Here is a 13593-nt window from a genome sequence, read left to right as displayed (position 1 = left end):
CACTTCCGAGGCTAGGCAGGTCCCGGGTGACACACCCGGACCTTCTCGGATTGAGACGCGACCGCAACGGCAAACCCACCCTTTTTCCGCTAATCCGGCACCCGGCCGGTTGGTGGGTTTCCCGAAAAGGGGTGGGTGTGTGGAGTTGTCGAGGTCGGTGAGCCGGGCATCGGGTTAGGCTCGCCGGGTGACCATTCCGCCGCCAGGACCCGGGTATCCCGGCTACGGGTACCAGGGCCAACCGGGACAGTCCGGGCCGTACCCGCTGAACGTGGGCCATCCGCACCGGGGTGCACCCGGGCAACCGGGATTCCCAGGGCAGCCCGGGTATCCCGGTCAACCGCCGTATCCGGGACAACCGCCGGTAGGCCAGTATCCGCAGGGACCCTGGGGACCGCCACCGCCGAAGAAGAGTCACAAGGGGCTCTGGATCACGCTCGGCGTCCTTGCGTTCCTCGTCGTGGGCGCGGTGATCGCCGGTGCGGTGGCGCTGGTCGGGAACTCCGACGGTTCGATCGTCCACAACGCCGACGACGTCGAGGTCGGGCAGTGTCTCGAGATGACCTCGGGGTCGGACTCGCTGAAGGCCGAGAAGATCTCGTGTGACACCACCGACTTCCATACCTCGTCGCCAGTAAGTCGTTCACCCGATTCGGTTGCGGGCTCAAGCTACTCGACGTTCTGATTCGCCGGCAACGAAAAGGAGGTCCTGTGTCTCGCCCAGGTCTTCCAGGCCGGCAAGTGCTACCACTTGCCCGAATCCTCGGGCGCCGATACGACGTCCCTTGCTCAGGCCCGCGAGATCGACTGTGGCGGGCCGGTTCCGCCCGGCGAGGCGACCAACTTCAAGGTCGAGACCAAGGAGTTCCGAGAGCCGAATTGTCCGGTGGGACAGGGCAAGTACTATGTGGACGCAACCAAGCCGACGGGGTATTGCCTGTCCCTTCTCCAGCCTTAAGGGTGTTATGTGTCCAGTAGCTTCTGAACGGCTAGGCGGCACAGAGCGAGCAGTCGATCAACAGTAGGTGAATCGGCCTCCACATCGGGGTACTCGAGTTGGCGCGAAGAGTATGCCAATACGACTGCCCAGAATTCGCGATCACTAGTCCGACAGTCAGTCAACCAACCGAACAAGCCCTTGAACCACGCTTCAGATTGGTGACCAACTCCAAAATCGGATGTTCCGAACTTGGTAGAAATTTCGTTCTCATCAGGCCAGTTACATCCGCGGATCGGAGATGAGGGGTGGACGAGCGTCGACAGCAGCATGGTGACAGGGTCTAAGACGCCAGCGCCGAAAGTTGTGCTGTCAAAGTCGATCAAGACAGCTTGATTCTCGTCGACTAGGATGTTTCCGGGGTGCAGGTCACCGTGGCGCACACCGAATCTTATCGTGGCAGTCAGGCTTCCTGGCGGGACCTGAACCTCACGTCCGACAAGTCGACCTTCTAGCTCATTCCATTCAATGAGTGGTCCGCAAATGTCGGCGATGGGCAAACTCCGCCGCTGGTCAGCGACCGCGGACAGCGAGTTCCAAATAGGCCTAACGAGTTCGACTGCGTGCTCGGGGTTCGAGCCAATCAGGTCCATCAAAGCGCGTGGATCCTCACCGGCTACTTGCAGAAGGTTGAGCTTACTTCCTGCCATCAGCCCTGAAAGGCTGTCCAACGTAGCAGTGGTGCTTACCCTCGGCAGTAGCTCTGGAAGTCCCCCTCGAGTTCGTGTGCTTTCAACTTTCTTCGCCACGACCGTGGATACGTGGCCTTCCATAGTCATCAGTTCACATTTCCAAACCTCGGCGGTCGTGAGTCCGCCTGTCAGAGGAATGACCGACACTGAGACCGCACGGTATTCAAACGCTAGGCGACGCAGTACTCGTTGGTCGATCGGGGGGAGCTTAGTGCCGTCCGGTGTTGTCAGCTCGATATCGTCAAGACGTTGTATTAGTTGACGAAATTCCGCAACATGTTGCTTGAACTCCAACGACTGGTCCTTCTCGAGGACTGTAATACGATCTATAGCGACCTCTGACTGCGATGGCAACTGTCCTCCGCCACTCAGAGCGTCCTGTACGTGCCTAACGGTTGCATACCCTGTAAAGACAAGAAGACGTGCGTCCGGGTAGCCTTCCCGTACACGTGCTAGCAGTTCGTCACCGAGTTCATCGGATGCGGGCTCGCCTATGTTGAGCGGTAGTCGACGATCAAGAACAAACATATCGATGTTCTCAGCGGCGGAGCCAAGGAATTTCAGGACTGTCGCGAGGTCCTCGAAATACTGAATCTCAAACCCTGCGGATTCGAGCACGGCTCGCGAAATTTCGGCCTGTTCGGGATCATCCTCAACCAGGACCGCGATGGGCTTAATCATGGGGGCGTTCTCCTGTAATCGAGAAGGAAGCGATACCTCCAACTCCTTCAAGTGAAATTGTGAGGCCGAGTGTCGCAGCTATGTCATCGACCAGTGCTAAACCCTGCCCTTGGTGTGCCCGTTTGGAAGAATTGCCGACCGACAAGACGTCATCAAGGTGGAACGTGTTGCCTCCGAATGGGTTGGTGACTCTAATCCAGTAGTCGCGCTCAGTGTGGCCCCACCTGATCTGCACCTGTGGTGATTCGGACACTGAAAAGGAGGCATCGATCGCGTTTTGAAAGACATTTGACAGAAGTAGGCCAAAAAGTCCCTCGTCCGTCTCGATCTCGATATCTTTGCATCCGTCAGCGGGCTCGATTGCTGGTGCCGTCAGTGTGTCGGGCCAGTTATCAAATAGAAGTCCGGAGATATGAACTCTTCGCAGATTCAAGTCTTCATTCGACTTAATCAGGGCTACGAGACCGTCAATTCTGCGCTGTAGTTTCTTGACGGCGTCATTGGTTTTACTATCGGCGAAGCTGGTGATTTCCTCATCCGCCGCGAGTCTGATCCAACCAACCGCGGGCGATAGTTCGTGTCGAATCAGAGCTGCGAGATCCACATCACTCTGTTGGCGCGCCACGTTCGAGTGCGATGCTTCGAGCGGCCGGGCGGCTCCATCTCGATTAGTAGAGGAAGGCTTCTGCCGTGTCTCCAGTACTTTCAGCAAATTCCGTCGTACTTGCGGAACGCTCTCAGATTGGAGTGCCCTTATCAGTTCCGTGACACTGATCTCATGTGGATGCTGGACTAGCCAACTAGCTGCCTTGGCTCGGTCAGATGGTGAGTTCGAGGTCAGGGTTGGTAAGACGCGGCTTAGATCCTCGTGCTCGCTCATCAGACTGTCCCGTATTGGCTATAAAAGGCAGAGCGTCTTGAAAAAGCGTCGCGGCCACCCTCCATTAGTCGAGTAATGCTATCAACGATCTGTTCGTCGTCGAACTGCTCCTGAGCCTCTACGCTTCCATTCTTTCCATCGCTTGTTAAGACAATGACATTATCTGCTGAACCTAACACGGGAATGTTGGCATTGTGTGTCGCTACGATCGTTTGGGCGCCCTGTTTGCTACGGGTGCGAAGTCCCGTAACAATGTTTGCCACGAGGAACGCGTTGTCGAGATGGTCTTCGGGTTGGTCGAGGATTAAGGTCCGTTCTCGCTCGGATAAAACTATAGGCAGTGTAACGGCGCATTTCTGGCCAGTCGAGAGCTCATCGACGCTCTTATCGACCGCGCCGTCTCGCAGGCGAAAGTCCACTTCGTCTGAGAGGTTGATTTGAGTGAGTCCTTTAAGAATCGGTTTCTTATTCAGATTATCGAGCAGTTTCTGTGCGCGATCGACGCTGATCCCTGTGATTGCCGAAAATGTTGCTACATCGTTATTCTCGACCATTTCGAGAAGCTGTCTTGGAAGTACGCTTTCACACACTGAATCGATTAGTGAAGCGCGAGCGCGAGTGCTAGTGCCTTTGAGTTCGCGCTGAAGAAACTCAGCGAACTCGGCGGAGTCGGCTAGATGGTTCACCACCACGACGACGTTTGAGGCAATTTGCTTGGTCGTCAACGAAGCGATTTCGAAGCGTGCCCTATAAAACTCTTCTTCGGTTCGCTCGACTTTATCTAGTTCATCAGCGCGCTTGCGCAAGAGGTCTCGGAGTCGGATCTCCAACGCGTCGAGTGCTTCATCATTGTCCTCGAGTGCCTTAAGTTCGGCGTCGATGTTTCGCAGTTGTGCTGTAATCTGGCCGAGCCCGGCCTCGGCTTGCTCGAGTTGCTCTCTGATGGGCGCGGCCATTGCTCTGGCGGCCTCATTTTCGTCCTGCGTGACGATCTGACTCGAGGACAGTGCGTCCTGGGCGATGTTGAGATCGTTTTCCAGTTGTCGCGCAGATCTTATTGCCTGTGTAAAGGCAATTGAGACGCTCTCCCGATCAAGGAATTTAGCGGACATTTCTGCTGCGGTTGACAACCGTTCTGTCTGTCCCGCGTGAAGTCGGAGTATATCCCCTAGTTCTTTCTGTACTTCTTTGATTCGTTCGAGGGTGCGGCCAGTGCTCAGTACGCGATCTTCGGCTTGGTGCAGGGCGCTTCTCTGGTCGGTCAGGCGACCCGCACTGTCTCCGAGAAGCGACTTCTCCTGCGAGGCGAGAAGTTCGCGATCGGCGAGTAGCCGAACCCGCTTCTTGGCTTCCTCTCGCCGGTCCTCCAGTTCGCTTCTGATGTCGTAGATGTCGGAGGTCATAGTGGCGGCGTCATCGCGACTTGGAACAGAAACGTTCGCTGCTGCCCGCAGATCTAGAAGCTTCAGGCGACTAGGAGCGTCAGAAGCGATTTCTTCTAGCTCGTTCTGACCAAGTACCAGTACTGAACTCGAGAGGTCCGGCCGCTGGCCAGCGCCCTGCGCATCGACAACGAGATGTCTACCGCCATCGTCGGACTCAATATCAACGACGACGTCGCCCGCACCGAGGACCGCATCCAGGAACGCCTTTCGTTGGCGGGCGAGCTGGGGACTCTGTTCGGCGTGCTGTGCGCCCACCGCATGCCGCAGGAGCTCTAGGAAAGTCGTTTTCCCTGATCCACGCGGGCCAATGACTACATTCAGGCCGCGACTGAGAGAGACGTCGAGCCCGCTCAGAAATCCGCCGGTCACCCGGATTCGGGATATCCACATGAGTCTCGACTCCTACGTTTCGTCGTGGTCCGCTAGCGCGGTGCCGCGCTGTATCTGTCGGGACGCGCGAGGGTCGCGTCGTGTAGCAAACCTTGGGCTACATGCTAGTTGCTATCTGGCCCGGTTGGGTTCAAGCCTGGCACTAAGGAAAGAACTCCCACATCTCGGTACCGAGATGTGGGAGTTCTTAGAAGGTTCGGCTGCTAGATCAGAAGGCAGCTTCGTCGAGCTCCATGATGTCGTTGTCGACGTTCTCGACGGTGACGCGGACGGAGGTGAGCAGCGGCAGCATGTTCTTGGCGAAGAAGCTGGCCACGGCGACCTTGCCTTCGTAGAAGGCCTTGTCGTTGTCGGATGCGCCGTTGTCGAGCGCGGCGAGGGCGATCTGGGCCTGACGCAGCAGCAGCCAGCCGATCATCAGGTCGCCGACGGACATCAGGAAGCGGACCGAACCGAGGCCGACCTTGTACAGCTCGGCCGAGTTCTCCTGTGCGGCCATCAAGCTGCCGGTCAGGGAGGCGGCCATCGCCTGGACGTCCTCGAGGGCGGTCTTCAGCAGAGCGCGCTCGGCCTTCAGCCGACCGTTGCCGGCCTCGGAGTCGATGAAGCTCTGGATCTGGCCGGCGACGTGCGCGAGGGCCTGGCCCTTGTCGCGGATGATCTTGCGGAAGAAGAAGTCCTGCGCCTGGATGGCGGTGGTGCCCTCGTAGAGCGAGTCGATCTTCGAATCGCGGATGTACTGCTCGATCGGGTAGTCCTGCAGGAAGCCCGAACCGCCGAGGGTCTGCAGGGACTCGTGACCGAGGGTGGCGTAGGCGCGCTCGGAACCGACGCCCTTGACGATCGGCAGGAGCAGGTCGTTGACGCGGTGCGCCATCTCCGCGTCGGCGCCGGAGACGATCTTGGCGGCGGCGACGTCCTGGTGCGATGCGGTGTAGAGGTAGACCGCGCGCAGACCCTCGGCGTAGGCCTTCTGGGTCATCAGCGAACGACGCACGTCCGGGTGGTGGGTGATCGACACGCGCGGAGCGGCCTTGTCGGTCATCTGGGTCATGTCGGCACCCTGGATGCGCTCCTTGGCGTAGTCCAGAGCGTTCAGGTAGCCGGTCGACAGCGTCGAGATTGCCTTGGTGCCCACCATCATCCGAGCGTGCTCGATGACCTCGAACATCTGCGCGATACCCTTGTGGACCTCGCCCACGAGCCAGCCCTTGGCCGGGGTGCCGTGCTGCCCGAAGGTGACCTCACAGGTGGCCGAGGCCTTGATGCCCATCTTGTGCTCGACGTTGGTGACGAACACGCCGTTGCGCTCGCCGAGCTCACCGGTCTCGAAGTCGAAGTGGAACTTCGGCACGAAGAACAGCGACAGACCCTTCGTGCCGGGGCCGGCGCCCTCGGGGCGCGCGAGCACGAGGTGGAAGATGTTCTCGGTCATGTCCTGGTCGGCCGAGGTGATGAAGCGCTTCACACCGTCGATGTGCCAGGAGCCGTCCTCCTGCTGGGTGGCCTTGGTGCGGCCGGCGCCCACGTCCGAACCGGCGTCGGGCTCGGTCAGCACCATGGTGGCGCCCCAGCCGCGCTCGGCGCAGATCGCGGCCCACTTCTTCTGCTCGTCGGTGCCGTTGTTGTAGAAGATGTTGGCGAAGCCGGCACCTGCGGCGTACATGAACACCGGGGGGTTGGCGCCGAGGATCATCTCGCCGATCGCCCAGTACAGCGAACGCGGGGCGGGCAGGCCGCCGAGCTCCTCGGCGATGCCGATCTTGTCCCAGCCACCTTCGACGAGGGCGTTGTAGGACTTCTTGAAGCCCTCGGGGATGGTGACGCTGTGGGTCTCGGGGTCGAAGACCGGCGGGTTGCGGTCCACGTCGGCGAAGGATTCGGCGATCGGGCCCTCGGCGAGTGCCTTGACCTCGCGGAGCATGTCGACGGCGGTCTCGTGGTCGAGGTCGCCGAAGTCGCCCGACTCCAGCACCTTGTCGAGCTCGAACAGCTCGAACAGGTTGAACTGCAGGTCGCGCATGTTGCTCTTGTAATGGCCCATGATGAATTCCTTCTCTGGTGCGGCCGTATGCGTGATGGCGGGTTGTTCCAGGTCCCGGTCCGATCCCACTCGGTGAAGTGGGTACCGGCCGGGCACGGTGGAGCAGTCTCGGTTCGAGCTAAGTTACTCGCCGGTAACCGCCAATATAGACCCATATCGCCGGGGGATCAATCGCTGCTCGATGTGATCTACACCGACCGCCGGGCCGGCGATGCCGCACGACAATTCCGGCAATGGCTGCAGGTGACGGGGACGTGCGGTCCAATCGGTCATGCGCTTGGCGGCGGCAGGGCCGGAGGCGTATGGCGCACCACGATCGACGGCGGACCCTGTGACGGAACGGTCGTCATGAACGTGGCCGCGTATCCCGTGAGACCTCCGGCTCCGGGCTGGAATCTGTCGTGACCGGCTAGAGCGCTGAACGAAGGTATTCGAGGTCGGCGGGGATGCCCTCGGCCGGCGTCTCCAGGATCACCGGCGCGTCGGCGGCCGCGGCCACGGCGACGAGCACCTCTGGATCGATGTGCCCCGAGGCGAGGTTGGCGTGACGGTCGCGACCGGAGTCGAACTCGTCGCGAGAGTTGTTGAGGTGCACCAGGTCGATGCGTCCGGTGATCTCCTTGACGCGCTCGACCAGTCCGACGAGATCCTCACCGCCGGCCCAGGCGTGGCAGGTGTCGAGGCAGAAGCCGGCCTGTTCGAAGTCGCCGACCGCTTCCCACAGCCGATCGATCGACTCCAGCGTCCGTGCCATCGCGTGATCGCCGCCTGCGGTGTTCTCGATCAGGATCGGCACCCCGAAGCCGCCCTTGTCGACCTGGCGGTCGAAGAGCTTGCGCCAGTTGGCGAATCCCTCTGCCGACTCCTCACCGTCACGGAGATGCCCACCGTGCACGACGAGACCGAAGGCCCCGAGTTCGGCGGCTGCGTCGGCCTGCTGTTCGACGGCTTTGCGCGACGGCATGCGCAGCCGGTTGTTGAGGCTCGCGACGTTGATCTGATAGCTGGAGTGCACGACGACGTCGACATCGGATTCGCGGATCGCCGCCGCGTGCGGATTCGGTTGCGGCTTCTTCCAGCTCTGCGGATCGGTGACGAACATCTGGAAGACGTCGATGCCGAGTTCGGTGGCGGTGACCAACGGGTCGGTGTCCTCGCGAAGGTGTGCTCCGATGCGCATGCGTCAACGATAGTGCCCGCATCCGGGCGGCAATGCCGGTGCCCGTGTCCCGAGGGACGGGCCACCGCGGTCGGTCATTCGACGACTCGTCACTCGCCGGGTGCCGGCTCCGTCTCGATCGTGATCGGTACCCCGGCCGCGATCAGCAGGCGGCACGGGGCCGCACTGTCGTGATACAGATTCAGCCACTCATGGCCGCGAGTCCCGTCGGAATACACCGCATCGAGGGTGCGGTTCAGCCGAGCCTCCGCCTCCTTGGTGATGATGTAGCGCTGGTCGCCGTAGCGCAGGTAGCGATTGGGCACCGAGACCTCCTCTGGAGTGGGGATTGCCGGACTCCAGTGTGATCCACGACACCCCGACGGGGTGTATTTCAGCCGAAACCAGTCGCCGGGTGGGTGATCGGGCCGTCGTGACGACCGGCGATACGCGCCGTGCTGCGATGGCTCACCAATGGAACATGGCCATTACACTGACGGCAGGTTACGAGCGTGGGTGCCCTGAGGGGCGTGACGGGCGGGATTGTGTCGGGTGAGTGTTGACGAGTCGGTGGGCTTCCCGCGGCCGGGCAGGTCCACGGAACGCGGTGAGGGCCAGAAGCCTGATGACACGAACTCGGCGGATGGGACGCTGTCGAAGCCCGACCAACCGCCCTCCGGACCCGAATCCGCCCCTGAGACGTCCCAGGTCGACCCGCCGGAGATGGCGCCGGTTCTCGAAGACCTGGCCGCCGCCGCGGAGATGGAGGCCGAACCCGAGAACCGTCGCGACCTGACCATGGTCCGACGCATCGCCGTCACCGCCTGGTTCGTGCTGATGGGGGTGCACATCGCCCTCGAGGGCCTGGCCTTCGACCGCACGCGGCTGATCATCCTGATGTGCCTCGGACTGGCGGCGGCCAGCATCGGGCGCCGCAGGTTCATCACGATCATCCTCGACTGGGCGCCGTTCGCCCTGATCCTGATCCTCTACGACTGGACGCGCAACATCGCGCAGGTCGTCGGCATGCCGACGCACTGGAATCTCGCGATCGACTTCGACGCGTTCCTCTTCGGCGGCATCACGCCCACGGCGTGGCTGCAGGAGAACCTCAAGCAGGCGAGCCCACCCTGGTGGGAGGTCATCGTCAGCGTCGTCTACATGTCGTACTTCATCATCCCGTATGCGGTGGCCGCGTGGCTGTGGCTCAAGGACCGTGCGGCCTGGCGTCGATACGCAGCCTGTTTCGTCGCGACGACATTCCTCGCCCTCATCGGATACACCCTCGTCCCGGGTGCCCCGCCGTGGGCTGCCGCACGATGCACCGCGGCCGAGGTCCAGGACTATCCGCGTGACCCGATCTGCATGTACGAGCCCGTGGCCAAGGAACCGGGCGGCCTGCTCGGGCCCTTGGACAACGCCCATCCCGACGCGGAACCGTACGTGGAACGCATCTCGGCGCGTGGCTGGAACTTCCTGAACATCCACGCCGCGTCGAACCTGGTCACCCTCGGCCAGGGCAAGTCCAACCTCGTCGCGGCCATCCCGTCGCTGCACGCCGGTCTCACCATGCTGCTGGCGCTCTTCATGTGGCCACGGGTGAAGGCGCTCGGCAAGACGCTCTTCATGGGCTACGCGTTCGCGATGGCGTTCGCCCTCGTCTATTCCGCCGAGCACTACGTCTTCGACATCGTGCTCGGGTGGGCACTCGCCGCAGCGGTGATCGCGGCGTACCAGATCGTCGATCGCAAGTATCTGATCCCGCGACAGAAACGGTTGGCCGCCGAGGCCGAAGCTGCCGGGACCGAATCCGCCGGGACCGAATCCGACCGTGAGGACCCGGACGCCGAGAAGGTGTCGACGCCCGCGTCGTGACCCCGCTAGCCTGGGACAGATGACCCGGCACAGGGCCCGGACCGTACGACGGTATCGGGGGCTGATCCTTCCGCTCGCGCTCGCGGTGATGCTCATGCACACCGTGGTCGCGGGTCCGGCCGGGGCGGAACGCAGTGCCGGAACGGAAGGCCGTGCCGGCTCCCACTCCCACGCCGGTCATCAGACGGCGGCAGCGTCGTCGGCGCCCGGGATGACGCATGCCGCGGTGATGGGTGAGGCCCCGTCGATGTCCGGTGCGGACTGCGGCGATCACGACCACGGGTGCGTGTTCACCCGGGCCGCCGACATCGATCTTCCGACTGCCGCTCTCGTCCTGCTCGTCTGGGCCTTCCTGTCCCTGTCGGCGGCAGCGCGGTATCGCCCGGCTCGTCGCGGCGTCGTCCTCGGACGTCCGCCCCCGTGGGCCATCCGCTCGCACCTGCAGTTGCAGGTGATCCGCTGCTGAGGAGACGTCCGCGGACCCGTGGGTCCGCCATGTCGTCATACCCGAAAACCCTCAGCAGCAAGGAAAACCGATGTCTGTACACCGCAATGCAACTGTTCGACGCCGCGCCGCGATCGGGACCGCCCTGGGCGCCGCCGTCGCACTCACTCTCGCCGGATGTTCGTCCGACGAATCTCCCTCCGGCGCAACCTCCGCCGACCGCCCGGCGACATCGTCCCCGGCGGGCTCGTCCGCGCCCGGCCAGTCGCCCGCGTCGGCCCACAACGACGCCGACGTCGAGTTCACCACCGAGATGATCGCGCATCACCGCCAGGCGGTGATGATGGCCGAACTCGTCGAGGGCCGGACGCAGAATCGCGAACTGATCACCCTCGCGAACACGATCGAGGACGCGCAGGAGAACGAGATCGACCAGATGACAGCCCGTCTGAGGTCATGGGGCGTCCCGATGGGGGCACACATGGACGACGGGGACATGGGTCACGGAAACATGGACGACGGACACATGGACGACGGGGACATGGGGCCCGGGAACATGGGGCCCGGAGGTGGCGGGATGGGCCACGGGGACATGCCGGGGATGATGTCTGCGGCGCAGATGGCGGCACTCCGGAACGCCAGTGGCGCCGAGTTCGACCGACTCTGGCTCGAGGGCATGATCCGCCACCACGAAGGCGCCATCGCGATGGCCGACAAGGTGCTGGCCAACGGCACCGACCCGGCCACGAAAGCCCTTGCCACCAACGTGAAGAAGACGCAACAGGCCGAGATCGACCAGATGCGGGCGATGCTGGGCCAGGGCTGAACCACCCGAAGAACGCGGTGTGGGGCGGTTCGGAGAAGATCCGGAACCGCCCCACACCCCTGTTATGCCGACCTCAGCGCTGCAGCGTCATCTCGTCAGCGTCACCTCTTCAGTGTCATCTCTTCAGGGGCAACCGCATCAGATAGACCTGATAGCCGATCGAGATCGAGTACGTGAAGTAGAGCGTGCTGCCCTTCGACCACGGGTGGATGTACGGCGCGTAGCCGGTGTACGGGTCGGCGGACGGTGCGACGATCTCACCGGAAGTCCAAGGGCCCCATGGGTTATCGGCGGTGCGGAGGGTGACGCCGATGTCCTGGCTCGCCAGCGAGATGTACTTGCCGAGGTAATCGTTCCAGGCCACGGACAGCTCGCCGGTCGGGGCGCCCATCACCGGGGTCGCGGCGCCGGGGTCGTTGCGGACCCAACGGCCGTAGGAGAAGTAGTCCCATTTGCCGAGGTTCTCGATGTCCTTCTCGTCGACGCGGGCGAGATAGACGCCGCCCCACCGGCCGTCCGGGGTGCCGTAGTAGTAGATGGTCTTGCCGACCTTCAGGAAGGCGCCCATCTGGAACTTCTTGTTGCCGCCTCCGTTCGGCCGGAAGGCGTTCAGGGCCCGCCAGTTCTCGCCGTTGTCGTTCGAGACGACCAGGCCCGACCAGTTGGTCGTCCAGATCCCCGGCTGATCCCACCGCTTGACCGACATGACGGTCATGTACTGCTTGCCATTGGCGGCGACGCCCGCGGTCGGGATGATGGTGACCTCGCGACGGACATTGGGCTTCAGCAGTCGCTTCGCGTGGCCGGGGCGGCCGGCGTGCGAGGTGAAGGTCATGCCGTCGGCCAGATTGCGGTCCGCGCTGCGCAGCAGGACGTTGGACCGCCAGTAGTACAGCTCGCCGTACAGGAGGGACCAGCCGTTGAACGACTGGGTGTCACCGAATGCGGTGAGGATCTCGCCGCGACCGTTGTCCCACATGACGCCCAGATCGGTGCCGACGATGTTGAAGCGTCCGATGGTGTCGTTCATCGCGAACGGGCCCGTCAGGCGATTGACGATCGTCGCCGGACCTGCGGCATTCCCGGCCTGTGCGGGCGAGGCGGTCAGTGTCGTCGTCAGAGCAACTGCGAGCGTCGAGACGACGAGACCCAGGAGAAGCCGATGAAGGCGTCGTGTCATGGGCGAGACCTTATCAAGACCTGAGAGGTGCTGGGGGCCAGAAGAATAGGTCGTTATCCTGGCGAAACGCTGAAAACGGTCAGAGTGGACGATAGCGTGCGGTGGTGTCGACGGTGGTGAAGTCGATCTGTGCCGCAGCGTTGTTCACCGCGGTCACCAGCGCCGTCCCGAACATCCCGTCGGCGTCGTACAGTCCCGCGTTGCTGACCGAGACGCCGTCGTCCTCGACATGGAGGTCGGCCTCGACGCCGATGCGTTCACCACGGGGTAGACGACTGATCGCCACGGTGAGGTCGCAGTTGATGAAACCGATGCCGGTGGTACCCCAGTTCGAGATGACACTCGCCGACTCCGCGCTGATCACGGCGCGCTGGAACGGCGTCGGCTCCTCGCCGGGCACGATCGGGGCCGCGCGAGTCCAGACTCGTTTGCGATAGGCGTTCTGGTGATCGGGCATCTCGTACTCCCATTCCCTGGGTGCACGGCCCGGCGCGTCGGACGCCCATCGCGGGATGAGGTCGTCGTCCGCGGGCGTCGATCTCGGCGGACGGAACGTCACCGCCTCCGGCGGCCGTTGCCATCGCTCTCCCGGCGGGTTGGCCGAGGTCCGCAGGAACACGGTCGTCCCTCGTGCCACGACGACCTCCTCGCTGTCCTCCGGGTGTTGCACGATCTCGACGTCGACGACCCGGATACGTCCACCGGAGCGTGTCAGCCGCGTCCGTGTGGAGGTGATGACGTCGCGGGCGGCCTTGAACAGGTCGATCGTGCATCGGGCCGGCAGGAACTGATCGTCGCCGTACTCCACCTCGACCGCGCGCGCGGCGAGCGCACACACCGCAGGCCCGCTCAACGTCCCCGGCGCCCACAGGCTGGAGGCGAACTGCGTGGGCCGGTAGCGCAGCTCCGACGCCGAGGAGGTCTCGACAGCCTCGAAAAAGGCGATGATGGTCATCCGCTACTTATTACCGGTAGCCGC

Annotated in this window: 14 protein-coding genes; 6 read left to right on the top strand and 8 right to left on the bottom strand. The window is 62.7% G+C overall.

Going from position 1 to position 13593, the window contains the following annotated elements; genetic code table 11:
* Nucleotides 1–187: 187 nt before the first annotated feature.
* Together NWF34_RS13140 and NWF34_RS13135 are read left to right on the top strand one after the other, a co-directional pair.
* Entirely contained in the window at nucleotides 188–685 is a 498-nt protein-coding gene (locus tag NWF34_RS13140) for a hypothetical protein (RefSeq protein WP_258325251.1), read from the top strand.
* Between the two features lie 66 nt (nucleotides 686–751).
* Nucleotides 752–958 (top strand): hypothetical protein, encoded by a 207-nt coding sequence (locus tag NWF34_RS13135; RefSeq protein ID WP_258325250.1) that lies wholly within the window; start codon nucleotides 752–754, stop codon nucleotides 956–958.
* A gap of 5 nt (nucleotides 959–963) precedes the next feature.
* Here the strand turns inward: NWF34_RS13135 and NWF34_RS13130 are convergent, their stop codons facing one another.
* The 3 genes from NWF34_RS13130 to NWF34_RS13120 are packed head-to-tail and all read right to left on the bottom strand — an operon-like array spanning nucleotide 964 to nucleotide 4653.
* Nucleotides 964–2370 carry a phosphotransferase gene (locus NWF34_RS13130; protein WP_258325249.1) on the bottom strand — a complete coding sequence of 469 codons (1407 nt, stop codon included), beginning with the start codon at nucleotides 2368–2370 and terminating at the stop codon, nucleotides 964–966.
* The gene (locus NWF34_RS13125) at nucleotides 2363–3250 is read right to left on the bottom strand and encodes a GHKL domain-containing protein (RefSeq protein ID WP_258325248.1); all 888 of its coding nucleotides are present in this window, start codon (nucleotides 3248–3250) and stop codon (nucleotides 2363–2365) included. Before NWF34_RS13125 ends, NWF34_RS13130 begins: the two co-directional genes overlap by 8 nt.
* On the bottom strand, nucleotides 3250–4653 hold the full coding sequence (locus NWF34_RS13120; RefSeq protein WP_258325247.1) for a hypothetical protein: 1404 nt from the start codon (nucleotides 4651–4653) through the stop codon (nucleotides 3250–3252). Before NWF34_RS13120 ends, NWF34_RS13125 begins: the two co-directional genes overlap by 1 nt.
* A 174-nt stretch (nucleotides 4654–4827) precedes the next feature.
* Between NWF34_RS13120 and NWF34_RS13115 the strand changes: the two genes are divergently transcribed.
* Nucleotides 4828–4971, top strand: coding sequence for a hypothetical protein (locus NWF34_RS13115; RefSeq protein ID WP_258325246.1), 144 nt, complete (start codon nucleotides 4828–4830; stop codon nucleotides 4969–4971).
* Between the two features lie 322 nt (nucleotides 4972–5293).
* Here the strand turns inward: NWF34_RS13115 and NWF34_RS13110 are convergent, their stop codons facing one another.
* The 3 genes from NWF34_RS13110 to NWF34_RS13100 form a co-directional block, all read right to left on the bottom strand.
* Nucleotides 5294–7129 carry an acyl-CoA dehydrogenase gene (locus NWF34_RS13110; protein ID WP_258325245.1) on the bottom strand — a complete coding sequence of 612 codons (1836 nt, stop codon included), beginning with the start codon at nucleotides 7127–7129 and terminating at the stop codon, nucleotides 5294–5296.
* Nucleotides 7130–7538: 409 nt separating this feature from the next.
* A complete protein-coding gene (locus NWF34_RS13105; RefSeq protein ID WP_024497425.1) occupies nucleotides 7539–8309 on the bottom strand; it encodes a deoxyribonuclease IV in 771 nt (256 codons plus the stop codon).
* An 89-nt stretch (nucleotides 8310–8398) separates the two neighbouring features.
* Nucleotides 8399–8614 (bottom strand): hypothetical protein, encoded by a 216-nt coding sequence (locus tag NWF34_RS13100; protein ID WP_005194730.1) that lies wholly within the window; start codon nucleotides 8612–8614, stop codon nucleotides 8399–8401.
* Nucleotides 8615–8858: 244 nt separating this feature from the next.
* Between NWF34_RS13100 and NWF34_RS13095 the strand changes: the two genes are divergently transcribed.
* From NWF34_RS13095 to NWF34_RS13085, 3 genes are all read left to right on the top strand, one after another.
* On the top strand, nucleotides 8859–10163 hold the full coding sequence (locus tag NWF34_RS13095) for a phosphatase PAP2 family protein (protein WP_258325300.1): 1305 nt from the start codon (nucleotides 8859–8861) through the stop codon (nucleotides 10161–10163).
* A gap of 19 nt (nucleotides 10164–10182) precedes the next feature.
* Nucleotides 10183–10629, top strand: a complete 447-nt coding sequence (locus NWF34_RS13090; protein ID WP_258325244.1) for a hypothetical protein — start codon at nucleotides 10183–10185, stop codon at nucleotides 10627–10629.
* A gap of 70 nt (nucleotides 10630–10699) precedes the next feature.
* Entirely contained in the window at nucleotides 10700–11434 is a 735-nt protein-coding gene (locus NWF34_RS13085; protein ID WP_258325243.1) for a DUF305 domain-containing protein, read from the top strand.
* Between the two features lie 115 nt (nucleotides 11435–11549).
* Here the strand turns inward: NWF34_RS13085 and NWF34_RS13080 are convergent, their stop codons facing one another.
* The gene (locus tag NWF34_RS13080; RefSeq protein WP_191834580.1) at nucleotides 11550–12614 is read right to left on the bottom strand and encodes a DUF4185 domain-containing protein; all 1065 of its coding nucleotides are present in this window, start codon (nucleotides 12612–12614) and stop codon (nucleotides 11550–11552) included.
* A gap of 79 nt (nucleotides 12615–12693) precedes the next feature.
* Entirely contained in the window at nucleotides 12694–13569 is an 876-nt protein-coding gene (locus tag NWF34_RS13075; RefSeq protein ID WP_258325242.1) for a thioesterase family protein, read from the bottom strand.
* Between the last annotated feature and the right edge of the window lie 24 nt (nucleotides 13570–13593).

It is taken from the genome of Gordonia sp. GONU (assembly GCF_024733855.1).
GTDB lineage: Bacteria > Actinomycetota > Actinomycetes > Mycobacteriales > Mycobacteriaceae > Gordonia > Gordonia amicalis.
Note: the sequence above shows the minus strand (reverse complement) of the source record. Positions and strands in the feature narration are given on the sequence as shown.